We start from the raw sequence: 23404 nt of genomic DNA on the forward strand, positions 1-23404 counted from the left end.
AAAACAGGCAAACGCATGGCGCCTTGCCTGTTTTTCATCGTACTTATTTCAAATGCCCTTAAACGGATCTAAACCAATTAAATAAACTCAACCAATAAATCTTGGCTGGCGATGGCTTCGCCTTCCTTCACATGAACGGCTTTGATTTCGCCATCTTCCGGTGCTTGAATCGTCGTCTCCATCTTCATCGCTTCTGTAACGAGTAACTGCTCCCCTTTACGGACACGTGTACCTGGCTCGACAAGCACTTTCAAGACGCTACCCGGCATCGAGGCGCCGATTTGTTTCGGGTTCGATCGGTCTGCTTTCGGGCGACTTGACGAACTTTCCTTGATACTGATGTCTTTGACTTCGACTTCACGGGGAACACCATTCATTTCGTAATAAATGATCCGGACGCCATGATCGTCTGGCTGTCCGACTTGAATCAACTTGAGATATAACGTCTTGCCTCGTTCGATTTCCACTTCAATCGTCTCACCGAGTCGCATACCATGGAAGAATGTGCTCGTATCGAGGACAGACACATTTCCGTACCGTTCGATGTACGAACTGTAATCCATGAACACTTTCGGATAGAGCGCGTACGCGAGTGCATCGAATTCTGTGATCGGTCGTTCCAGTTTTTCGAAGAGCTCGTGTTTAATCGCATCGAAGTTGAGTGGCTCCATCATTTTTCCAGGACGTTCTGTCAACGGAGCAACCCCTTTAAGAATCGCATCTTGCACTTGTTTCGGGAAACCGTCCGGCGGTGTACCGAGTTCCCCTTTCATCAGTTCAACGACAGAATCCGGGAAATCGAGTGTGCGCGCCCGGTGTAACACATCGTCTTCCGTCAGGTTATGTTGGACCATGAACAACGCCATGTCCCCTACGACCTTAGATGATGGTGTTACTTTGACGATGTCACCGAATAACATGTTGACGCGTGCATACATACTCTTCACTTCTGACCAGCGATCGCCGAGTCCGACGGCTTTTGCTTGTTGCTGTAGATTCGAGTATTGTCCACCTGGCATTTCATGATCGTAGACCGTCGGATTCGGTGCTAACATATCCAGTTCAAATGCTTTGTATAAGTGGCGGACATCTTGCCAATAATCTGAAATTTGTTCGAACTTTTGTGCTGAAACGAGTGGCTGACGTGCATGACCGCTCAAGGCATGGATTAAGCTACCACCAGCTGGTTGACTCGTCAAACCGGCCATACTCGAAGCCGCGACATCAACGACGTCAACTCCCGCGTCGACAGCCCGTGCATACGTGTAAATCCCGTTTCCACTTGCGTCATGCGTGTGCAGGTGAATCGGAAGGTCGACGGCATCTTTTAAGGCGGAGACTAATGCATAAGCTGCCTCCGGCTTTAAGAGACCGGCCATATCTTTGATTGCGATGATATGAGCCCCGCTTGCCTCAAGTTGTTTTGCTAATTTGACGTAATACGGCAGGTGATACTTCGGACGATTCGCATCAAACAAATCTCCTGTATAACAGACGGCTGCTTCTGCGATTTTCCCAGTCGGTAAGACGGCGTCAATCGCTAATTGAATCGATTCTGGGTTGTTCAAGCTATCAAAGATCCGGAAGACATCAACACCTGCTTGTGCCGCTTCTTTGACGAAGGCATGGATGACGTTATCCGGATAGTTTTTATACCCGACCGCGTTCGCCCCACGTAACAACATTTGAATCAAGACGTTTGGCATGTGTTCGCGTAATTTCATCAGACGGTTCCAAGGATCTTCTGATAAGAAACGGTAGGCCACATCAAATGTCGCACCACCCCACGCTTCGATGGAGAACAATTCCGGTAATAATTTTGCTTCCGCTTCCGCAATCGCAACCAAGTCTTTCGTACGCATCCGCGTTGCCAGTAACGATTGGTGTGCGTCACGGAACGTCGTGTCCGTCAGCAAGACCTGTTCTTGTGCTTTCACCCAGTTCGCGACACCGACTGGTCCTTCTGCATCGAGAATCGCCTTTGTTCCTGCTTGGTAGGTCGCTGGCAAGTCTTTCGGAATCCGGACATCACGCGCAAGTGGCTTGTCGATTTTTCCGATGCCAGGGAATCCGTTGACCGAAACTTCTCCGATATACTTCAACAATTTTGTTCCCCGGTCTTGCCGTTTCGGGAAGATGAACAATTCCTTCGTATCATCGATGAACGATGTATTGTAATCGCCACTGATGAACGCATGGTGCTTCAAGACGTTACTTAAGAATGGAATGTTCGTTTTGATCCCACGAATCCGGAACTCGCTTAAGTTACGACTCATCTTCGCGACTGCTTGATCGTACGTTAACCCATGTGTCGAAATCTTCACGAGTAAGGAGTCATAATACGGTGAAATTTCTGCACCGACATATGCATTCCCGCCATCAAGACGGACACCGAAACCGCCCGGTGAGCGGTATGCTTTAATTTTCCCTGTGTCTGGCAAGAATCCATTTTCAGGATCTTCTGATGTAATTCGGCTTTGAATCGCAAACCCAAGCATTTGGATGTCTTCTTGCAACGGAATACCGACTAACTCACTGTGGAGTGACTCGCCTTCTGCAACACGAATTTGTGTTTGGACGATGTCAACACCCGTGATCATCTCGGTGATGGTATGCTCGACCTGAACACGCGGATTGACTTCGATGAAGTAAAACGACTCATCTTGCGTCACGAGGAACTCGACCGTTCCCGCATTTTCATAGCCGACATGTTTCATCAATGTAACGGCTGCATCACAAATTTTCTTCCGTCCTGCATCAGATAGCGTCACGCATGGTGCCACTTCAACAACTTTTTGGTGCCGGCGCTGGACCGAGCAATCCCGTTCAAATAAATGAATGATATTCCCGTGCCCGTCCCCGATGATTTGGACTTCGATATGTTTCGGTCGTTCAATTAGCTTTTCAATGTAAATCTCATCTGATCCGAAAGCCTTTAGGGCTTCCGACTTCGCACGCTCAATCATCTCCGGGAGCTCTTCTTCCGTCCGGACGACACGCATACCACGTCCCCCACCGCCAAGCGATGCTTTGACCATTAATGGATAGCCTGCTTTTGCGGCGAACGCATATGCTTCTTCGATCGTCGAAATGGGACCGTCCGTACCTGGAATGACAGGAAGCCCTGCTTCAATCGCCGTCGTACGGGCTCGGACCTTATCTCCGAATTTATACAGGTGTTCTTCCTGAGGGCCGATGAAGATGATTCCTTCTTCGCGACAACGTTTTGCGAGTTCGATATTTTCAGATAAGAAGCCATAACCCGGGTGGATTGCATCACACTCTGCTTGTTTCGCAGTCGCAATAATCCCTTCGATATCAAGATAGGCTTCAATCGGTTTTTTCCCTTCACCAATCCGGTATGCTTCGTCTGCTTTATACCGGTGAAGCGACCCCATATCTTCTCTCGAATAGATGGCAACGGTCCGAATCCCTAGTTCGGTTGCTGCCCGGAATACACGAATCGCGATTTCACCGCGGTTTGCTACAAGAATCTTTTTGATTTTAGTCAACTGATGCTCCCCCTTTTGTTAACGAACTCGTCGCGCTCATCGTACGTGCTTCTTGCACTTCTTTATGATACGCTATTCGATGTTTGTTTTGCATGGAAATATTCGCCAGTACACCAAGCATCGTACTCATGACGAGTAGCGATGATCCTCCATAGCTGATGAATGGCAAAGTGACGCCTGTCCCCGGAAAGAGACCGGACATGGCTCCGATGTTAATGACTGTCTGAATGAAGATGATGGATGAGATACCAAGCGCCATCATGCTCGAGTAAAGCGAGACGCACTGTTGGGCGATTTTCGCTCCTTGGAACATCAAGAAGAACAATAATCCAAGAACGACGAGGACACCGACGAACCCGAGCTCTTCTGAGATGATGGACATGATATAATCCGTCTCTGGTTCGGGAAGGTATCCGTACTTCTGAAAACTATTCCCAAGCCCAACCCCAAATAATCCACCATGGGCGATCGAGATCACTGAATTGATTAATTGGTATCCTTTTCCCTCCGCATCAAGAAACGGGTTAAAGATGACATGGATCCGGCGCAGCTGGTTATCTGAAAAGTTGTTATAGGAGTAGATTCCGACCATCGGAAGAAGGACGAGTCCTAACGTAATATAACCACTCGGTAAACCGACAGCAAACCAAATCATTGCCATGATCAACAATAAGATGAAGAGACCACCGTCATCCGGTTGCATCCGGATGATGATTGCGTAAGGTGCGAGCAACACGAGCATCGGGATAAAAATCCAATCGGAAAAGCTAAGTAACATACGTTTCCAGAATGAAGACGGAGAAATTTGACGATGAATGAAGTGATGGACGATTCCGATGACACCATTCAATGTCCCCTTCTGCCGTTGATCAAAATAATTGGCTAATCCGACAATCAAAACAAATTTACAGAGTTCAATCGGCTGGATTAAGAAAATGCCGAAGTTCAACCATGCCCGTGCCCCGTTCAACGGTTCAGAAAATAAGGTCGCCATCAACATACTCCAAGTGATGAAGTACAGGACTAAGCGAAAAATCGGTCCACGAAGGACTTCGTGGTTGAGGTGTGCGACGAATAAAAACGCCGCGATTGCCATTGCATCAAACATTAATTGTTTTTCAAAAAATGAGGTATTGGCATAATCCCCACCATTCCAAACACTTGCGCTGTATACCATCACTGTACTGATCGCCATCAGAATGAGCATCGTAAAAAACAAGCGGAAGTCGAAAAATGCCCGTTTCTCTTTAAACTTCGATTGCATATGTACACGTCCCTTTTCTAGTTCTAAAAAAAAATACCCAAACGCCGCATTTCACGTTTGAGTAGAAAATCAGCACGTCTCCGCATCATGTAAGTCAGATAATTGCTGTTCGAGAGATTCAAGTAAACGTTTCCCTTCACTCGCATCAATCAGTTCAAGTCGAACGGCAAAATCAATTTGGCGCGACAATCCGAACATTTGTGTATCTAATACTTCCTCATAAAGAGGACATTGTGGCATCGTTAAATTCGCAAGCTGGACCTCGATCAACCGGCGGATTTTTTGGGCATCCGCTTCTAGTAGCTCAAGAGCGCGCTGGCGATGAACTGTCCCGATTTCAGTTGACAATCCAATCCCTCCTCATCAAATGACGCGTTCCTGTTATAGCTAAACTTTACCTTACTTTCGCCAACAATTCAACGTTTCGGTATAATGGATTTGTAGGACTCACACATTTAGGGGGAATAAAGATGATTTTTCCGATTACAGGTAAGGTACGCTACACGCTGACGATTGATCCGACCGTCTGGATCTTCGATGACCGTAAGATTGCGGTCGAACAAATCGGTCAGGAAACGGAGCATAATGCGGAAGAAGCCTATTATGCCAAAATGGGGGCTGCTTGGGATAAGGGGATCACGGAGGGGAGTCGGACCGACCACAATAAACCGATGACGCGCGAAGAAAAAGATGATGCGCTCAGAGGAACATTTGCCATGCCACTCCTTCCATTCATCATGAATGCGGAACCGTTAGAGGATGCAGCCCAGATTCGCTTTGAAGGCAGCGAGACACTCGAACTTCCACTCGAAGCATTGCCGCAACTCTATCTCCAATTTTCGAAAGATGGGAAAGTCTTAACAGACGGCCCCGTCCACTTGCTTTACCAAAACCAAATCATTCGGTCCGTCAACCGAATCACCGTCGTCTGACAAACGAAAACGCCGCCCCTTCTACGTATTATGTAGCATGGGACGGCGTTTTTTTTAGAGTAAATCCGCGGCGAGCCGGGCCAGGTTCGACCGCTCTCCTTTAACGAGTTTGACGTGCCCCGTCATTTTTTCACCTTTTAAGCGTTCGACGGCATACGATAGTCCATTCGAGTATTCGTCGAGGTACGGATGATCGATCTGTTGCGGATCACCGACCAGTACTATCTTCGAATTTTCTCCGACACGTGTCAAAATCGTTTTCACTTCATGTTTCGTTAAGTTTTGCGCCTCATCGATGATGATGAACTGTCCGGGCATGCTTCGCCCACGGATATAGGTCAACGCTTCGAGTTGAATCGACTTCATACCGGCAAGAATATTTCCTAATTCATCACCTGATCCTGTATTGAATAGGTGTTCGAGGTTATCATAAATCGGTTGCATCCACGGACGAAGCTTTTCTTCCATCTCCCCCGGCAAGTAGCCGATGTCATTTCCCATCGGTACGACCGGTCGCGCGACAACCAATTTTTTATACCGGTGTTCATCCTCGACTTGTAATAATCCGGCAGCGAGCGCGAGTAAGGTTTTCCCTGTCCCTGCTTTCCCAACGAGGGTTACGAGCGGCACATCGTCTCGTAACAACAGCTCAAATGCCATCCGCTGTTGTACATTTCTCGGTACGACACCCCAGACTTGATCGATGTCGAGCGAGAGCGAACGGATGATCGGCATCTCTTGATCGACGACCGCGAGTGCCGATGCCTTGGAGACGTTACTCTTTAAGACGACGAATTGATTCGGGTGCACCTTTTCCTTCAACACATCAACAGAAATACGTTTATCCTTGTAAAAGGCATCGATGTACTCTTGATCGACGACCGCTTCGACGAATCCTGTGTAGAGTCCCGTCAAATCGGAAATATGGTCCGTCAAATAATCTTCTGCGACGAGTCCGTAGGCATCTGCTTTGACACGAACGAGAATATCCTTTGAAACGAGGATGACATCACGTCCACTTTGTAATTCCTGTTGTTCACGGTGAATCGACCATGCGAGTTCAAGAATTTTATTATCGTTCGATTCATGTGTGAACGGTGAGACGTCACTAATCGTATCCCCGATGTCGACGCGGAGAATTCCTCCGTTACCAAGCGGTACACCTGCATGTAAGTGTCCCGTTTCGCGTAGTTGGTCCAGGATACGCGCCGTTTCCCGTGCATTCCGTCCGACTTCATCCATGTTTCGTTTTTTTCCATCTAATTCTTCTAAGACGATTGCCGGGATGACGACATCATGTTCTTGGAATTGGAATAAAGACAACGGATCATGAAGCATGACATTGGTATCGAGCACGTATATTTTTTTCATTCCATCGTTCGCCCCTTTAGAGTCGAGTTTTGATGAATGTTACGCTTTTAATATCGCATGGAGTTGTTGATCTAAACGCATGGCTGCCATTTCATCATATGTCTTATCGACACGTGGACGATTGGATACAGCCGCTCCGTAAAATAAGATATCTCGCACTTCCTCTACCTGCCCCTCATAAAATGCAAGTTTGAGCGGTAATTCAGCTTTCGGATCCCACGCCTTAACATCTGTACAGGTCAGACTATACGTCGATTGATCAGCAAAGAAAATCAAGGTGAAGACCGGATGTTCTGCTAACGTTTTTACGATGTGAGAATCCGCTTCGATCGCAAATCGAACCGTTTGTTCATCTTTTGCATAAACCCAGCTGATTGCATGGGTGATGGGCCAACTTTTTGATTTGTCATGTGTGATTAAAAAGACAAGTGGCAGATCGGATAGCGCGTTAAGTTGTGCTGGATTCAGACGATGTTCCATCTTATTTGCCATGGTGTCACCCCCCTCTTTTTCTTACTGACTTACTTTCGAGGCATGCTATTCGATTCCCTTTTTTACATCTGAATAATCTATTAATATGGTATACTAGGAAAAAAAGAGGAGGACCTCGAAATGCGTGTGAAATGTACACTCTGCGACAAGCGGGAAACGATCGATGATTGGTCCTTCGCAGCAAAACGCTTACGTAATAAACCCGTTCGCGTCTATTTGTGCGACGAATGTAATGAACGGATCGCGCAGCGAACAGCGGTGCGGGAAGAGACCGGAAACTTTAACTTATATCCGACGTGGGCGTCGACTAAAAAAAGATGGTAACCGTTCACTTTCTATGCTGAAGTAATTTTAAAACCGCTCTGACCGATTCAGAAGGTCCGAGCGGTTTTCGACCGTTTAAGGTTCGAGCTGGACGAAGACATCGTCACTTTTTTTAGGATTCCCGCGTCCATCCGTATTGTTCGTGATGTAATAGAGCATTCCCCCATCCGTCATGACGTCACGAATCCGACCTCGGTCTGATACCACTTGCTCGACTTGTTTGGTCGTCGTCTCGATGGAACGGAGACTTTGACCGACGAGTGTCCCAAAATACAATTTGCCATCGAGCTCCGTCATGCCGCTCGGTGCAACGGATTGATCGCCTACTTCATACCAAGGTGTGACGAATCCAGTCTTTTTTTCAGTTCCCTCAATCATGGGCCACCCATAATTTTTTTGGTCGATTTGATTGATTTCATCATGCCCGCTTTGTCCATGTTCCGTCGCAAACAGTTGATCGTCGACGAAAACAAGTCCTTGCGGATTACGATGACCATAACTGTACACGTACCCCTGCAAATTCCCTTTTACCGGTTCACCTGTTAAGTCCATTCGAAGAATCTTCCCTGATAGCGAAGATAGTTTTTGAGCATTCTCGGGAACGGCAGCATCTCCGACTGTGACATATAAGTTGTCATCCGGACCAATCTCAATCCGACCACCATTATGAATTGAAGCACCCGGAATCCCATCTAACAACACAGCTTTCTCCATCCATTCCCCGTCCTTCTCCTCAATCGAAACAACACGGTTCTTTAATTCTCCTGCCTCTTCGTACATATGATAGACATAAGCCCGGCGATTCTTTTTAAAATCAGGATCAAGCGCCATTCCAAGTAATCCACCTTCTCCTTCCGTCACGACGGCTTCAGAAAGACGTGGGCTCGTCCGGACATAGTCGTCTTTCGTACCTGAAACGATTGTTCCTGCCCGTTCCGTGATATAAAAAGTCTGATCTGACTTTTCAATATTCCAAGGGGCTTGTAACTTCTGAAAGATGACTTCTTCCTCATTTGTTTGGTTCGACGTCTTATTTGGCTTTTCGACTGTACTCGTGTCAGTCGAGCATCCGATCAAGAGGACCGTTGCACTCAACGGGACAAACCAGCTCCATTTATTCATAACCATCACTCCTTACTCGTTTTTCCCCCGACTCCCTTCATGTTACTCCTATGAGTGTTCTAGCAAGTACCTGCATCCTGTCGTGGCTTTCCTCACGACAGACCAAAGTGTCCCGTTTCGTTGACTCCTATCACTTTGTCTACACGCGCAAAAGTCCGCCTTCACGGGGAAGGCGGACTTTTAGGTACATCGATTTTCATTAAGTTGTCGTGTGTTCGCGTTCACGTTTGACCATCCACATCCGGAATCGGTAAATCCCGAGAATGACGACCATCGCAAGCAATACTTCAGGAATCGGCCACGTCCAGAAGACGAGCGTCAAAGCAGCTGAAAAGACGGCTAGTAACAAATAGACGATCAACGACTTCCACCATGCTAATTCCTTTGCAAAGCCTAACTTAAACACGACGAGCGTCAAGATGACGACCGTAATCATCAACGCATTGAAACCCGCACTTAAGTTATTCGGATCACTCCCGACGCCAAGAAACTTGGCGACGGCAGGAATATCGAATTTCGAGAAATCAGAAGCAACGGCAGGTTGTGCAGACATTGCCAGTCCCCCTTACATTGTTAAGAACTCAGTCTTTTCCAAGACGACGACGTTTGTCTTGTTTTTCACGTTCGTTCTTGTTCAATACTTGCTTACGAAGACGAACTGATTCTGGTGTGATTTCACAGTACTCATCTTCATTCAAGAATGTTAATGATTCTTCAAGTGAGAAGACACGTGGACGTTTAAGAACGTTCGTCGTATCTTTTGCAGATGCACGCATGTTCGTCAATTGTTTCGCTTTAACAACGTTAACTGCGAGATCGACGTCACGGTTACATTCACCGATGATCATTCCTTCGTATACTTCAAGACCTGGCTCGATGAAGATCGTTCCACGGTCTTCAAGAGCAGAGATTGCGTAAGCAGTCGCTTTACCCGTTTCGATTGAAACCATAACACCACTACGACGGCCACCGATGTCTGCGTTGATGAACGGACGGTATTCTTCGAATGTGTGGTTCATGATGCCGTATCCGCGTGTTGCAGATAAGAATTCGTTACGGTAACCAATCAAACCACGTGAAGGAACGATGAATTCCATTTTCGTTTGACCGTTATCCATTGTTTGCATGTTCGTCAATTCACCTTTACGGAGACCAATCGATTCCATGACTCCTCCTGTGTACTCTTCAGGAGTATCGATGACGACGCGCTCAAACGGCTCGACTTTCACGCCATCTTCAACCTTGATGATTACCTGTGGTTTTGAAACTTGAATTTCGTAACCTTCACGACGCATGTTTTCGATTAAGATACCGAGGTGAAGCTCACCACGACCTGAAACGATCCAGCGGTCAGGAGAATCTGTGTTTTCGATGCGAAGCGAAACATCTGTTTCAAGTTCTTTTTCAAGACGCTCTTCGATTTTACGTGAAGTAACGAGATCCCCTTCACGACCCGCGAATGGCGAGTTGTTGACGATGAACGTCATTTGAAGTGTTGGCTCATCGATACGAAGTAATGGGAGTGGGTCAACGTGTGATGTCGGACATACTGTTTCACCGACGTTGATATCTTCCATACCTGCGATTGCGATCAAGTCTCCAGCTTTTGCTGCTTCGATCTCAACACGTTTAAGTCCGAAGTAACCGAATAATTTCGTTACACGGAAGTTTTTGATTGATCCATCAAGTTTAGAAAGCGAAACGCTATCGCCGACTTTGATTTCTCCACGGAAGACACGACCAACTCCGATACGACCAAGATAGTTGTCATAATCAAGCATCGTAACTTGGAATTGGAGCGGATCCATGCTGTTATCGACAGGTGCTGGTGTATGTTCAAGAATTAAATCGAGAACGTTCGTAATTGTATCTTCTTGTTTTTCAAGTTCAGGTTCAAACGAACTTGAGCCGTTGACTGCCGATGCATAAACGACTGGGAATTCGAGTTGATCTTCGTCTGCGCCAAGATCGATTAAAAGATCGACGACTTCATCAACGACTTCGAGTGGACGAACCATCGGCTTGTCGATTTTGTTAACGACGACGATTGGTTGTAATCCTTGCTCAAGTGCTTTTTTCAATACGAAACGTGTTTGTGGCATACAGCCTTCACGTGCATCGACGACGAGGATAACGCCATCAACCATACGCATGATTCGTTCAACCTCACCACCGAAATCGGCGTGACCTGGTGTATCAACGATGTTGATGCGTGTGTTTTTGTAATCGATTGCTGTGTTTTTCGCGAGGATCGTGATTCCGCGTTCACGCTCGATATCGTTTGAGTCCATTGCGCGTTCTTCAACTAGTTCATTCGCACGGAATGTCCCAGATTGTTTTAAAAGCTCATCGACGAGTGTTGTTTTACCATGGTCAACGTGGGCGATGATCGCGACGTTGCGTAAATCAGATCTTACTAAAGTTGTCATAAGTGTGTACCTCTTTCTATTCATTTAAATAATTCAACATTACTTTCGGTCAACTTTAAGAGTATAGCACAGGTTGAGTGGCAGTTGGCAATGACTATGATTCAAGCTTATAGCGAAAGCCTTTTCATTGACCCCGTTTCACGCTAAACTAAATACGTACTCACGTAAAACGAGGGGGAAATGATATGCGGTTCGTCTTTTTATTATTAGCAGTGTTAGCAGTTGGTTCAATGGCAGCAATCGGAATCTTCATTGCTGAACAAAATATGGTGATGGTCTTTATCTCACTACTTTTAGTTTTTGTTTCGATGGGCGTCGGTTTTGTTTTGAAAGCTCGCCTTCGGAGACAGTCGTAAACGTCCTTTATGGGCGTTTCAGCGTGTAGACAAACTCTTATGAAGCATGAGCACGTGATATCGAGAAGCAATCCGTTCGCGCTTCCCTGTCTCGTCTTCAAAGCGATTCAAGACAGATTGCGCTCTAAACCGTCTGCAGGTCTGGATTCCCCTCACCATATTACTTAAAAAGCGTCACGTTTCGTTGACTCCTACGGGGAAAAGTGCGTTTTTAACGCGACTTGCCAGAGGCAAGCAAGACCCTGCTCGTTGTCCGTGAGGATCAAGGAGCAACGGCTTGCGTCTCGCCCGAGGAAAGCAACGAAAAAAGACGCTGTATCTCCCGATAGCACGTTGTCTACAGTCTGAAACGTCCTTTATGGGCGTTTTATTTATTTACATACGTCAATACGTCTGCGACGAACGTTTGACTACCTGCAAGGACACTCGTTTGTTCTTGGAAGGTCATCGCATCGCCTTCAATCGTTCCGACACGTCCACCAAGCTCCTCAATCAACATCTGCCCTGCAGCGTAGTCCCACGGCATGTTTCGCATCGTGATATAACCGTCAACGCGCCCCGCTGCGACCCACGCAAGTTCGAGAGAAGCGGCACCGATTGCGCGAACCCCGACTGCATCCCGAACGAGTGGCGCGAGCAGTGCTGCGTCAATTCGACGGTTAGCAGTCACCCATGTTGCATTCATACAGATGATGGCTTCTCGAACTGGCTTCTCTTCAATTGGCGCAAGACGAATCCCGTTTTCATACGCTCCTAGCCCTTTAATACTGTGGAACATCTCGTCAGCCATCACATCGTAAACAAATCCATACTTCAGTTCACCCTCAACCATGATGGCAATTGAAATGGCAAAATGACGTTTTTGGCGGATAAAATTCATCGTGCCATCAATTGGATCGACAAACCAAATCGTCCCGTCTAACGTTTTTGGTCGAGCAGTACGCCCTTCTTCTCCATATATATGATGATCGGGGTAACGCTTACGGATTCCCTCAATCAACAAATCTTCGACATTTTTATCGATTTCTGTCACAAGATCACTTTTATTTGTTTTTTCCTCGATGTGATATGCATGATCTATCTCCTGCCGGATGTACTTTCCAGCCCGTTTCATTAAATCGATCGCATGCAATTCGATTCCTTGCACATGCCTCACCCCTTATCTAGTCTTCATCTGTCTCTTACCATAGTAACAAAAAAAGAAAACCAGCGAAAATTTTCGCTGGTTGAAGTGTATATTTAGTTGGTGTTAGATGTTCGCCTACTGAATCAAGCTTCTAGACGAACCATCTCTTGGCGGTATTTTTCGAGGCGTTCTTTGCTTGCTCCGACTGCCTCTGTATCGCTTGCTACGATCGCATCATGAAGCGTCGCGAGCTCATAATCGATTTCGAGACGCAATACAGGAATGCGTTTTTCTGCATCTTTTCTTTTGTATGCTTCTATTACTTGTTTCACAGTAACCACACTCCTTCGCGAGATAAATGAACCGAGTTAATTATCAGACAATTGCGACTAATTAGTGGATTGAATCTATAATAGTACGATTCAAGTTAGATGTAAAGCATCTATTTTTAAAAATTACAGTTGAACGATATCGTCTTGTATGTAGTATATAGCCAAATTATCTTAATTCTAAACCATTAGACACGCGCGAAGTGCCTGGCTACTACTAGGCTTCCTAAACAAAAAAGAGGACAATCCCATTCGGAATTGTCCTCTCCTGATTTGATTACGAGTCATTTATTTTTTCATGCGTAAAATCGGTTCTTTTTGTTTAATAGCTTGTTGGACCGCACGATAACTTGAACAGCCTGTTTCTTCGTAATAAAATTGATCTAATTGTTTTTCTTCAGACTTCGAGTTGACGATTTTTTTGAATGCTTTATACGTCCGCATGAATTCATCACGCGAAACGCCTTTTTCATAAGCTTCTTCGACAATGTTAAAAAAGTCGATGACCGTGACGATTTCTTTCGTCGACCAGTCGGAATTGATAGGATAATTGAGAGCCATTTTTGACACTTCCTTTCTTCACGGTTCTTATTTTACAACGAATTCGAACATAAAACAGTTGCAACGTCAGAAAATCTTGTTATAGTTAGCTTGTTTGATTGTTTTTTTATTCGGTTTTAAGGGGGGAAATCTGGTGCAAACAAAAAGCTTAACACAGCTCGATACACCTTTATTCGATGCGCTACTTGCGCATGCGAAACGTCAACCAATTCAATTTCATATTCCTGGTCATAAAAATGGGCAAGGAATGGATCCTGCATTTCGATCGTTCATCGGTCAAAATGCACTCGATATCGATTTAATCAACATCGCTCCACTCGATGATTTACATCATCCGAAAACGATCATCAAAGATGCCCATCAATTGGCGGCACAAGCATTCCATGCAGATGAAACGTTTTTCTCTGTCCAAGGAACGTCAACGGCAATCATGGCAATGATCATGAGCGTCGTCGGTCCGGACGATAAAATCCTCGTTCCGCGAAATGTCCATAAATCAATCATGTCGGCTATCGTTCTTTCTGGAGCGCACCCGATTTTCATTCACCCTGAATTTGATGAAATGTTCGGAATTGCTCACGGTATCACACCAAGTGCTGTCGAACGGGCCCTCAGTCTTCATCCTGACACGAAAGCGATTCTCGTCATCAACCCGACGTATTTCGGTGTCGCAGGCGACCTCGAGAGCATCGTCAAGCTCGCCCATGGGAAAGGGATTCCTGTCCTCGTTGACGAAGCGCACGGCGTCCATATCGGCTTCCACGATGATATGCCGTTATCCGCGATGCAAGCAGGGGCAGACTTAGCCGCTACGAGTGTGCACAAACTGGGCGGTTCACTAACAGGAAGTTCTGTCTTGAACGTCCGCCGGGGGCTTGTCTCGCCTGATAAAGTCCAGACTGTCCTATCAATGTTGACGACGACGTCTACATCGTACCTGCTACTCGCTTCACTCGATTGTGCACGGCGACATCTCGCGATCAATGGTGAGGCAATGAACCGACGCGCACTTGAACTATCGACACGGATGCGGATGGGGCTCGCTAAGTTGCCTTACCTCGCCGTCTTCGGTGAATCGGACTTACATTCGAGTGCGACATTCGCATTTGACCCGACGAAAGTCTTGATTTCGGTCAAAGGACTCGGTATTTCGGGTCACCTCGTCGAAGAATTCTTACGTGAGGAGCACCGGATTGAAGTCGAACTATCAGATTTGAATAACATCCTTTTAATTATCACATCAGGCGACTCTGAGGAAACGATTGACGCCTTACTGACTGGAATGACTGAGCTCGTTGAGCGGTACCGTGATACAGGCGCGAAAACAACTTCACATTCTATCATGTTGCCAGACATACCTGCACTCGCACTAAGTCCACGCGATGCCTTCTACGAAGAAACGGAAACGATTCCGCTTGCGCAAGCCGTAGGACGGATTTCTGCAGAATTCATGATGGTCTATCCGCCGGGCATCCCGATTTTCATTCCAGGTGAGATGATTACGACGGATAACTTAGCGTATATTAAAGAAAATATCGAAGCAGGTCTTCCCGTCCAAGGGCTTGAAGATCATTCACTCGAAACGATTAAAGTGATTCAACAATCGAATGCCATTCGATGATTCAAACGAGAGCAGACGTTATGGCTTCTAAAAAAGTACGGGCGTGGATTTGATATCCGCGCCCGTACTTTTTGTTTAGCTTAAATCGCGCTTAGTTTCTGGCATCTGATACGAAAGAACATTAGCGTGAACATAATGAAAAAAGCCTTTCAGCGGTCGGCTCCCCGCTGAAAGGCTTTATTTTTTTATTTAATGATGTGGATTGGGCTACCGATTGCAACTTCAGCAGTTTCCATCGCGATTTCACCGAGTGAAGGGTGCGCGTGGATTGTGAGTGCGATATCTTCAGCAGTCATTCCAGACTCGATTGCGAGTCCCATCTCTGCGATCATGTCAGATGCGCCTGTACCAGCGATTTGAGCACCGATCAAGAGACCGTCTGATTTACGTGTGATCATTTTCAAGAAGCCATCTGGCTCGTTGAGTGCAAGGGCACGACCGTTTGCAGCATAAGGGAATTTAGAAGCGAGGTAATCAAGACCTTCTTCTTTCGCTTGTGCTTCTGTATAACCGACTGTTGCAAGTTCTGGGTCTGTGAAGACAACCGCAGGAATTGCGCTGTAGTCGAGGTATGCCGGGTGTCCAGCAGCAGCTTCAGCAGCGATTTTCGCTTCGAATGATGCTTTGTGTGCAAGTGGTGGTCCAGGAACGATGTCCCCGATTGCGTAGATGTTTTCGTTAGACGTACGGCACTGATCGTCGATTTCGACAAGTCCGCGCTCGCTAAGTTTAACTTCAGCCATCTCAAGACCGAGATCAGAAGTGTTCGGGCGACGACCGACAGTGACGAGGACGTAGTCCGCTTCGACTGTTTGTGTTTCACCTTTCACTTCGAACGTTACTTTAACGCCGTCTTCTGTCTCTTCCACACTCTGTGCAAGTGCTTCGTTGTGGATGGTGATGTTTCCTTTTTGTTTGAGCTTTTTCTTGACGACTTGTGTCATTGCCGGCTCAAAACCAGAAAGGATGTCTTTTGTTCCTTCTAAGATGACAACTTCAGTATCGAAGTTCGCATACGCTGTACCGAGCTCCATTCCGATGTATCCGCCACCGATGACGATGAGTTTTTTCGGAAGTTCAGGAAGGTTCAATGCGCCTGTAGAAGAAAGGACACGTTTAGACCATTTGAACGCTGGAAGTTCGATTGGAGTCGAACCTGTTGCAACGATACATTTTTTGAATTTGTAAGGTGTTGAAGAATCTTCGTTGATGATACGGACTGTATCTTCAGATTGGAAGTATGCTTCCCCTACGACTGTCTCGATGTTGTTACCTTTAAGAAGGCCGCCAACACCACCTGTCAATTTGTTAACGACAGACTGTTTCCAAGATTGAACTTTAGAGAAATCGACTGCAACGTTCTCAGACGTAATCCCCATTGAATCCGAACCTTTTGCATGTTGGAAGTTGTGTCCAGCTGTAATTAACGCTTTTGACGGGATACATCCTACGTTCAAGCAAACACCACCGACGTTTTCACGTTCGACGACTGTTACTTTAAGTCCGAGTTGCGCGCCACGGATTGCAGCGACATAACCACCAGGGCCAGCCCCGATTACGAGTAAATCTGTTTCTTGTGCGAATTCACCTACTACCATTGCTTATCCCTCCATAATGAGAAGTTGTGGGTCGTTCAACAAGCGTTTAACCAAGTTAAGCGCGTTTTGTGCAGTTGCACCATCGATGAGACGGTGGTCAAAGCTGAATGAAAGTGCGAGTACTGGTGCTGCAACGATTTCACCGTTTTTAACGACTGCTTTTTCAGCAATACGGCCGATACCGAGGATCGCAACTTCTGGGTGGTTGATGACCGGTGTGAACCATTGTCCACCAGCTGAACCGATGTTTGTGATTGTGATCGATCCGCCTTTCATCTCTTCACCAGAAAGTTTACCGTCACGTGCTTTACCAGCAAGGTCGTTGATGTTATCAGCAAGCGCGAAGATTGATTTACGGTCCGCGTCTTTAACGACAGGGACAACAAGTCCGTTATCTGTATCTGCTGCGATACCGATGTTGAAGTAGTTTTTGTAGACGATTTCTTCGTTTGCATCATCGATTGACGCGTTGATTGTCGGATACTTTTTAGCAGCCGCAGTCAATGCTTTGACGACGAATGGAAGGTAAGTCAATTTCGTACCTTGTGCTGCAGCCACTTCTTTGAAGTTTTTGCGGAGTGCCACGAGGTTTGTTACATCGACTTCGTCCATGAGTGTTACGTGTGGAGCCGTATGTTTCGAGTTGACCATTGCTTTCGAAATCGCTTTACGGATTCCTTTGATTTTCTCACGTGTTTCGAGCTCAGGTTGAGCCGCAACGTAAGGTTTCACTTCAGCTTTAGGAGCAGATGCTTGTGCAGATGCTTTTTCTTCTGAAGCTGGTGCAGCAGAAGATTGACCACCGTTTGCGAATGCATCGATGTCTTCTTTGACGACACGACCGTTGTCTCCAGAACCTTGGACTTCACGGATGTCGACACCTTTTTCACGTGCATACTTACGAACAGAAGGCATCGCGATGACACGTTCCGATTTGTGGATTTGAACTTCAGTTGGTTTGTCTTCGACTTTTTGATCCGTGTCTTGGACATCTTTTGCATTTTCTTCTGCTTTAGGCTGTTCAGGTGCTGCTTCTTCAGAAGGAGCTGAACCTTCGCCTTCGACGTCGAATGTAATTAACACGTCACCAACAACAGCAACGACACCTTCGTCTACTTTTACTTCTTTGACAGTACCATCAACTGGTGACGGGATTTCAACGACTGCTTTATCGTTTTGAACTTCAAGAAGAACATCGTCCTCTTTAACTGTGTCGCCCGCTTTTACGAACCACTTTACGATTTCGCCTTCATGAATACCCTCACCGATATCCGGCAATTTGAATTCAAATAAACCCATTTGAATATGCCTCCTTTTATTTCACTCTTCTAGTCAATTGTTATCTTTAAAACGGAAGCAAGGAGAGAATCTCCCCTCTCCTTTTTTCCGAATCACTCTTAGAAATTGTAAACTGTTTTTACTTTTTCAACGATATCTTTGTGGTCTGGAATCCAGACGTCTTCCCCTTGTGCGAATGGGAAGATTGTATCCGGAGCCGCTACGCGAAGAATCGGTGCTTCAAGATCAAGAATGGCACGCTCTTGAATTTCAGTTGCGACCATTGCAGCCACACCTGCTTGTTTTTGAGCTTCTTGAACAACAACGACACGGTTCGTTTTCTTAACTGACTCAACGATTGTATCGATATCGATTGGGCTGATTGTCATCAAGTCGATGATTTCGACGCTGATGTTTTCTTTTTCAAGTTCCTCAGCTGCTTTAAGTGAAGCATGGACCATCGCGCCGTACGTGACGATTGTAACGTCTGTCCCTTCACGTTTGATGTCTGCTTTACCGAGTTCGATTGTGTAGTCCCCTTCAGGAACTTCACCGCGGAACGAACGGTAGAGTTTCATGTGCTCAAGGAAAACGACTGGGTCGTTATCGCGGATTGAAGCGATCAAAAGACCTTTTGCATCGTACGGAGTTGATGGGATGACGACTTTAAGTCCTGGTGACTGAGCCATCAATCCTTCTAAGTTATCCGCGTGAAGTTCTGGTGTCTTAACGCCACCACCGAATGGTGAACGGATTGTAACTGGTGCACTGTACGTACCACCTGAACGGTAACGTAGACGTGCGAGCTGAGCTGCTACTGAATCGAACACTTCGAAAACGAAACCGAAGAATTGGATTTCCATGATTGGACGGAAACCAGTCAAGCTGAACCCGACTGCAAGACCACCAATACCAGACTCTGCGAGTGGTGTATCGAAGACGCGGTCTTCGCCTAATTCATCTTGAAGACCTTCTGTCGCACGGAATACCCCACCGTTTTTACCGACGTCTTCACCGAACAAGAGAACTTGCTCGTCGCGTTTCATCTCGACGCGCATTGCGTCAGTGATCGCTTGGATCATCGTCATTTGTGCCATGGGTTATTTCGACTCCTTTGCTGTATACTCATCAAGCTGCTCTTGCAGGTTTTGTGGTAACTTTTCAGCCATCACATTGATGAAATCTGTAACTTTTTGTTTTGGTTCTTTGTCAGCTTGTGCAAGTGCTTCTTTAACATCAGCTTTCGCTTGCTCGATGACTTCGTTTTCTTTGTCTTCATTCCAAAGACCTTTTGTTTCCATGAATGCACGGAAACGAACGAGTGGATCTTGCGCTTGATACTCATCGTCCATATCTTTTGTACGGTAACGTGTTGGATCATCACCAGCGAGTGTATGCGGTCCATAACGGTACGTGAGTGTTTCGATCAATGTCGGTACACCGTTGAGTGCTTCGACACGTGCTTGTTTCGTTGCAGCGTAAACTGCGAGAACGTCCATACCGTCAACTTGAATCCCGTTGATGCCGGCAGCGACCGCTTTTTGTGCAATTGTTTTCGCCATTGATTGTTTTTCAACCGGTGTCGAAATTGCAAAACGGTTGTTTTGGACAACGAAGATTGCAGGGGCTTTGAATGCTCCAGCAAAGTTCATTCCTTCATAGAAATCACCTTGTGAAGAACCGCCATCACCTGTATATGTGATTGCTACTTGCTCTTTACCACTTTTCTTAAGACCGAGTGCAACACCGGCAGCTTGAACGATTTGAGCTCCGATGATGATTTGTGGCATTAAGACGTTTACACCTTCAGGAATCTTGCCGCCTGTGATGTGTCCACGTGAGAACAAGAATGCTTTATAGAGTGGGAAGCCATGGAAGACCATCTGTGGAATATCACGGTATCCAGGAAGAATCCAGTCATCCTTATCGAGTGCGAATTGTGTTCCAATCATTGACGCTTCTTGTCCTGCTACTGGAGCATAGAAACCAAGACGTCCTTGACGGTTGAGTGAGATTGCACGTTGGTCCCAAATACGTGTGTATACGAGACGACGCATTAATTCCGTTAATTCTTCATCTGAGAGATCCGGCATAGCGTCTTTGTTGACGACTTCACCTTTCTCGTCAAGAATGCGGAACGTTTCAAAGTTTTCTTCCACGTTTTTAAACATGTTTAAGTTCATCTTTTCACCTCATCCTTTCACTGTGCTCAGCGAAATATTCCTCTGACTGATTTGCCCACATACCAATAGTGTTCAAAAATTGAAGTCCCGTGTGACCTTTCTTGAACATATAACTGTGTACCTATTCAGTTGAGTAAACTGTATTAACATGACTCGACACGATTTGATGTCTTGTTCATTACGTTACAAGTATAAAACTGTAACGCCTATAAAATCAAAGGAAATGTTTTATTTTTTTTTACGACCGTTTTTTGTGACCACTTTCACAAATACCTTCCGTTTCTCCTTCTGTACTATTCAACTATTTGTAACTGTGTTAGTTATGAATTTCCCCTTTCGCTTGTGCTATAATTTTTACAGAAGAAAGGGGTGTTGTTCATGATCACCATGAATGAAATCGTACGTGAAGATGTTCCTGCGCTTCACGAACGATCAGTGGAAGTAACTTTCCCACTCAGTGAGGAAGATAAAGAAACGATGCGGCTGATGCGCGAGTTTCTTGCTAACAGTCAAGATGATGAAATAGCTGAAAAGTACGATTTGCGTAGCGGGATAGGTCTTGCTGCTCCTCAAATCGGTGTCAACAAGCGGATGTTTGCGATTCGTCTTCCGGACGGCGAAGATCTTTTAGAGTTCGGAATCTACAATCCAAAAATTATTAGCCATTCCGTTGAACAGACTTTTTTAACCGGTGGTGAGGGGTGCCTATCGGTCGACCGTGAAGTCGAGGGTCACGTGCCACGCTATATGCGTATTACCCTTACTGGCATCGATCATAACGGAATTCCTGTAAAATTAAGATTAAAAGGTATGAAAGCGATCGTTTGCCAGCATGAATATGACCATTTAGATGGCATCATGTTCTACGATCGAATCGACAAAAAAGAACCGTTCAAGGAATACGGACCTGCTACGTGAATCCTGTCTTGAAACAAAAAAGCCATTTCCTGATTCAGGAAATGGCTTTTTTCGTTAAACTTCCATAATGATCGGCATGACCATCGGATGGCGTTGTGTTTTTTCAGTCAAATAAGGTGTTAATGTATCGTTGATGACTTGTTTGATATCCGTCCATTTCGTGTTTCGGTTCGTTAAGGATTGTTCTAACGAACGTTTCAATAAGCGCTCGGCATCTTTAATTAAGTTGCCTGATTCACGCATGTAGACGAATCCACGGGAAATGATATCCGGTCCAGAAACAAGACGGTTTGTTTTCGAGTCAAGCGTGACGACGACGACGACGAGTCCTTCTTCTGAAAGGATGCGACGATCGCGTAACACGATGTTCCCAATATCTCCAATTCCTTTTCCATCGACGTATACCGCATTCGCCTGAATTTTACCAGTGATCGCTGCCGCATTGGCGTCGAGTGCTAAGACTTCACCGTTATCCATGACGAAACAATTCTCTTCCGGAACACCCGCATCCATCGCAAGCGACATGTGTTTTTTCAACATGCGGTATTCACCGTGAATTGGCATGAAGTACTTCGGCTTGAGCAAACGTAGCATCAAGAGTTGCTCTTGCTGACTACCGTGACCTGACGTATGGATATCATTGAGCTTGCCGTACATCACGTCTGCTCCTGCTTTATACAGTTGGTTGATTGTTTTTCCGACTGAAACAACGTTCCCAGGAATCGGCGAAGACGAGAAGATGACTAAATCATCTGGAATGATTGAAATCTGACGGTGTGTTCCATTCGCAATTCGGCTTAACGCTGCCATCGGCTCTCCTTGCGAACCTGTACAAAGAATCGTAATTTCATTCGATTTATACCGTTTCATTTCATTCGGCTCGATGATTGTCCCTTTTGGTGCCTTGATGAAATCAAGCTCTTGCCCAATCATCATGACCTTGTCCATGCTTCGACCGAAGACGACGATTTTCCGTCCCGCTTCGACTGAGGCGTTGACGACTTGTTGAAGACGGTAAATATTCGAGGCAAACGTCGCAAAGATGATTCGGCCATCAGCTTTCCGGAAAATATCCGAAATCGTTTCACCAACGACCCGTTCACTCATCGTGAATCCTTCGATTTCAGCATTCGTCGAGTCAGATAGAAGACAGAGTACGCCTTCTTTCCCGAGTTCCGCCATCTTCGTTAAATCAGCAGGCTCGCCGACTGGTGTAAAGTCGAACTTGAAGTCTCCCGTATGGACGATATTGCCTTGTGGTGTTTTCACGACGACACCGAACGAGTTCGGAATCGAGTGTGTCGTGCGGAAGAAGGAAATACTCGTCTTCCGGAATTTAATGATGGAATCTTCATCTATCTCATGAAGTTCCGCTGTCCGTAACAAGCCGTGCTCTTCAAGTTTAACTTTGATTAGACCAAGCGCAATCTTCCCTGCATAAATCGGCAAGTTGACTTGTTTCAGTAAAAATGGAAGGCCACCGATATGGTCTTCATGTCCGTGTGTGATGAACACGCCTTTGACTTTATCTTTGTTTTTGATTAAATACGTATAATCTGGAATGACATAGTCGATTCCGAGCAATTCATCTTCAGGGAACATGACCCCTGCATCGATGACGATGATTTCATCTTGGAATTGAACAACATATGTGTTTTTCCCGATTTCTCCTAAACCGCCGAGTGCGAATACGGCTGCTTGGTGGTTTTTGACGAACTTCATGCGAACGTCGCTACCTTATAGTCAGCACTCTGTTTTTCGTACGCGAGGAATTCGCCGCTGACTTCACGGATGAATTCAACGTTGATGTCCTTGATGAGATGATCAATCGATGTTCGCACGTCACGAATGCTCTCTCCTTCAACATACATAACCTCTGTCCGTTCTCTTACTGGTGCTTCCGAACGAAGCGGTTGATAAAATACTTTAAAAATCATACTTAGCAACTCCTTATCAGTCCATTGTTTTTTGTCCTTAGATTAGTATAC

At 45.9% G+C, this 23404-nt stretch carries 22 protein-coding genes; 5 read left to right on the forward strand and 17 right to left on the reverse strand.

Annotation, left to right across the window (positions count from 1 at the left end):
• Positions 1-77 precede the first annotated feature (77 nt).
• The 3 genes from KNQ04_RS00465 to KNQ04_RS00475 all read right to left on the reverse strand — a co-directional run bounded on the left by KNQ04_RS00465 (position 78) and on the right by KNQ04_RS00475 (position 5124).
• On the reverse strand, positions 78-3512 hold the full coding sequence (locus KNQ04_RS00465; protein ID WP_214846592.1) for a pyruvate carboxylase: 3435 nt from the start codon (positions 3510-3512) through the stop codon (positions 78-80).
• Complete coding sequence (locus KNQ04_RS00470; RefSeq protein ID WP_214846594.1) at positions 3505-4776, reverse strand: FtsW/RodA/SpoVE family cell cycle protein; 1272 nt, start codon at positions 4774-4776, stop codon at positions 3505-3507. Before KNQ04_RS00470 ends, KNQ04_RS00465 begins: the two co-directional genes overlap by 8 nt.
• A 69-nt stretch (positions 4777-4845) precedes the next feature.
• Positions 4846-5124 carry an Fpa/YlaN family protein gene (locus KNQ04_RS00475; RefSeq protein ID WP_214846595.1) on the reverse strand — a complete coding sequence of 93 codons (279 nt, stop codon included), beginning with the start codon at positions 5122-5124 and terminating at the stop codon, positions 4846-4848.
• Between the two features lie 122 nt (positions 5125-5246).
• Between KNQ04_RS00475 and KNQ04_RS00480 the strand changes: the two genes are divergently transcribed.
• On the forward strand, positions 5247-5708 hold the full coding sequence (locus tag KNQ04_RS00480; RefSeq protein WP_214846596.1) for a hypothetical protein: 462 nt from the start codon (positions 5247-5249) through the stop codon (positions 5706-5708).
• A gap of 54 nt (positions 5709-5762) precedes the next feature.
• On the opposite strand, the gene KNQ04_RS00485 is transcribed toward KNQ04_RS00480, so the two are convergent.
• Together KNQ04_RS00485 and KNQ04_RS00490 are read right to left on the reverse strand one after the other, a co-directional pair.
• The gene (locus tag KNQ04_RS00485; RefSeq protein ID WP_214846597.1) at positions 5763-7079 is read right to left on the reverse strand and encodes a PhoH family protein; all 1317 of its coding nucleotides are present in this window, start codon (positions 7077-7079) and stop codon (positions 5763-5765) included.
• A 39-nt stretch (positions 7080-7118) separates the two neighbouring features.
• Positions 7119-7571 carry a PNPOx family protein gene (locus KNQ04_RS00490; RefSeq protein WP_214846598.1) on the reverse strand — a complete coding sequence of 151 codons (453 nt, stop codon included), beginning with the start codon at positions 7569-7571 and terminating at the stop codon, positions 7119-7121.
• Positions 7572-7691: 120 nt separating this feature from the next.
• Here KNQ04_RS00490 and KNQ04_RS00495 point away from each other — a divergent pair, with 120 nt between their 5' ends.
• Entirely contained in the window at positions 7692-7895 is a 204-nt protein-coding gene (locus tag KNQ04_RS00495) for a YlaI family protein (RefSeq protein WP_214846599.1), read from the forward strand.
• A gap of 75 nt (positions 7896-7970) precedes the next feature.
• Here the strand turns inward: KNQ04_RS00495 and KNQ04_RS00500 are convergent, their stop codons facing one another.
• The 3 genes from KNQ04_RS00500 to typA all read right to left on the reverse strand — a co-directional run bounded on the left by KNQ04_RS00500 (position 7971) and on the right by typA (position 11446).
• Positions 7971-9017: a PQQ-dependent sugar dehydrogenase gene (locus tag KNQ04_RS00500; protein ID WP_214846601.1), complete on the reverse strand. Its 1047-nt coding sequence runs from the start codon at positions 9015-9017 to the stop codon at positions 7971-7973.
• A gap of 199 nt (positions 9018-9216) precedes the next feature.
• Positions 9217-9570 (reverse strand): YlaH-like family protein, encoded by a 354-nt coding sequence (locus KNQ04_RS00505; protein WP_214846602.1) that lies wholly within the window; start codon positions 9568-9570, stop codon positions 9217-9219.
• Positions 9571-9598: 28 nt separating this feature from the next.
• Positions 9599-11446 carry a translational GTPase TypA gene (gene typA / locus KNQ04_RS00510; protein WP_214846604.1) on the reverse strand — a complete coding sequence of 616 codons (1848 nt, stop codon included), beginning with the start codon at positions 11444-11446 and terminating at the stop codon, positions 9599-9601.
• 185 nt (positions 11447-11631) lie between these two features.
• Here typA and KNQ04_RS00515 point away from each other — a divergent pair, with 185 nt between their 5' ends.
• Positions 11632-11802, forward strand: coding sequence for a DUF5325 family protein (locus tag KNQ04_RS00515; RefSeq protein WP_159172359.1), 171 nt, complete (start codon positions 11632-11634; stop codon positions 11800-11802).
• Positions 11803-12169: 367 nt separating this feature from the next.
• On the opposite strand, the gene KNQ04_RS00520 is transcribed toward KNQ04_RS00515, so the two are convergent.
• The 3 genes from KNQ04_RS00520 to KNQ04_RS00530 form a co-directional block, all read right to left on the reverse strand.
• Positions 12170-12958 carry an inositol monophosphatase family protein gene (locus KNQ04_RS00520; protein WP_483299237.1) on the reverse strand — a complete coding sequence of 263 codons (789 nt, stop codon included), beginning with the start codon at positions 12956-12958 and terminating at the stop codon, positions 12170-12172.
• Between the two features lie 113 nt (positions 12959-13071).
• Positions 13072-13260 carry a hypothetical protein gene (locus KNQ04_RS00525; RefSeq protein WP_026832517.1) on the reverse strand — a complete coding sequence of 63 codons (189 nt, stop codon included), beginning with the start codon at positions 13258-13260 and terminating at the stop codon, positions 13072-13074.
• 285 nt (positions 13261-13545) lie between these two features.
• Positions 13546-13818 (reverse strand): UPF0223 family protein, encoded by a 273-nt coding sequence (locus tag KNQ04_RS00530; protein ID WP_214846605.1) that lies wholly within the window; start codon positions 13816-13818, stop codon positions 13546-13548.
• 133 nt (positions 13819-13951) lie between these two features.
• Between KNQ04_RS00530 and KNQ04_RS00535 the strand changes: the two genes are divergently transcribed.
• Positions 13952-15439, forward strand: a complete 1488-nt coding sequence (locus tag KNQ04_RS00535; RefSeq protein WP_088837465.1) for an aminotransferase class I/II-fold pyridoxal phosphate-dependent enzyme — start codon at positions 13952-13954, stop codon at positions 15437-15439.
• 185 nt (positions 15440-15624) lie between these two features.
• Here KNQ04_RS00535 and lpdA read toward each other — a convergent pair whose 3' ends face one another.
• The 4 genes from lpdA to pdhA all read right to left on the reverse strand — a co-directional run bounded on the left by lpdA (position 15625) and on the right by pdhA (position 20498).
• Complete coding sequence (lpdA, locus tag KNQ04_RS00540) at positions 15625-17037, reverse strand: dihydrolipoyl dehydrogenase (RefSeq protein WP_029330955.1); 1413 nt, start codon at positions 17035-17037, stop codon at positions 15625-15627.
• A gap of 3 nt (positions 17038-17040) precedes the next feature.
• The gene (locus KNQ04_RS00545) at positions 17041-18336 is read right to left on the reverse strand and encodes a dihydrolipoamide acetyltransferase family protein (protein WP_214846606.1); all 1296 of its coding nucleotides are present in this window, start codon (positions 18334-18336) and stop codon (positions 17041-17043) included.
• Positions 18337-18434: 98 nt separating this feature from the next.
• A complete protein-coding gene (locus tag KNQ04_RS00550) occupies positions 18435-19412 on the reverse strand; it encodes an alpha-ketoacid dehydrogenase subunit beta (RefSeq protein ID WP_214846607.1) in 978 nt (325 codons plus the stop codon).
• A 3-nt stretch (positions 19413-19415) separates the two neighbouring features.
• Positions 19416-20498 (reverse strand): pyruvate dehydrogenase (acetyl-transferring) E1 component subunit alpha, encoded by a 1083-nt coding sequence (pdhA, locus tag KNQ04_RS00555; protein WP_026827895.1) that lies wholly within the window; start codon positions 20496-20498, stop codon positions 19416-19418.
• Between the two features lie 378 nt (positions 20499-20876).
• Here pdhA and def point away from each other — a divergent pair, with 378 nt between their 5' ends.
• On the forward strand, positions 20877-21416 hold the full coding sequence (gene def / locus KNQ04_RS00560; RefSeq protein WP_214846608.1) for a peptide deformylase: 540 nt from the start codon (positions 20877-20879) through the stop codon (positions 21414-21416).
• A 54-nt stretch (positions 21417-21470) separates the two neighbouring features.
• On the opposite strand, the gene rnjA is transcribed toward def, so the two are convergent.
• Together rnjA and KNQ04_RS00570 are read right to left on the reverse strand one after the other, a co-directional pair.
• Positions 21471-23138 carry a ribonuclease J1 gene (rnjA, locus tag KNQ04_RS00565; protein ID WP_214846609.1) on the reverse strand — a complete coding sequence of 556 codons (1668 nt, stop codon included), beginning with the start codon at positions 23136-23138 and terminating at the stop codon, positions 21471-21473.
• A complete protein-coding gene (locus KNQ04_RS00570; RefSeq protein ID WP_214846610.1) occupies positions 23135-23353 on the reverse strand; it encodes a DNA-dependent RNA polymerase subunit epsilon in 219 nt (72 codons plus the stop codon). Before KNQ04_RS00570 ends, rnjA begins: the two co-directional genes overlap by 4 nt.
• Positions 23354-23404 lie beyond the last annotated feature (51 nt).

Source organism: Exiguobacterium sp. s193 (assembly GCF_018618755.1).
Taxonomy (GTDB): Bacteria; Bacillota; Bacilli; order Exiguobacteriales; family Exiguobacteriaceae; genus Exiguobacterium_A.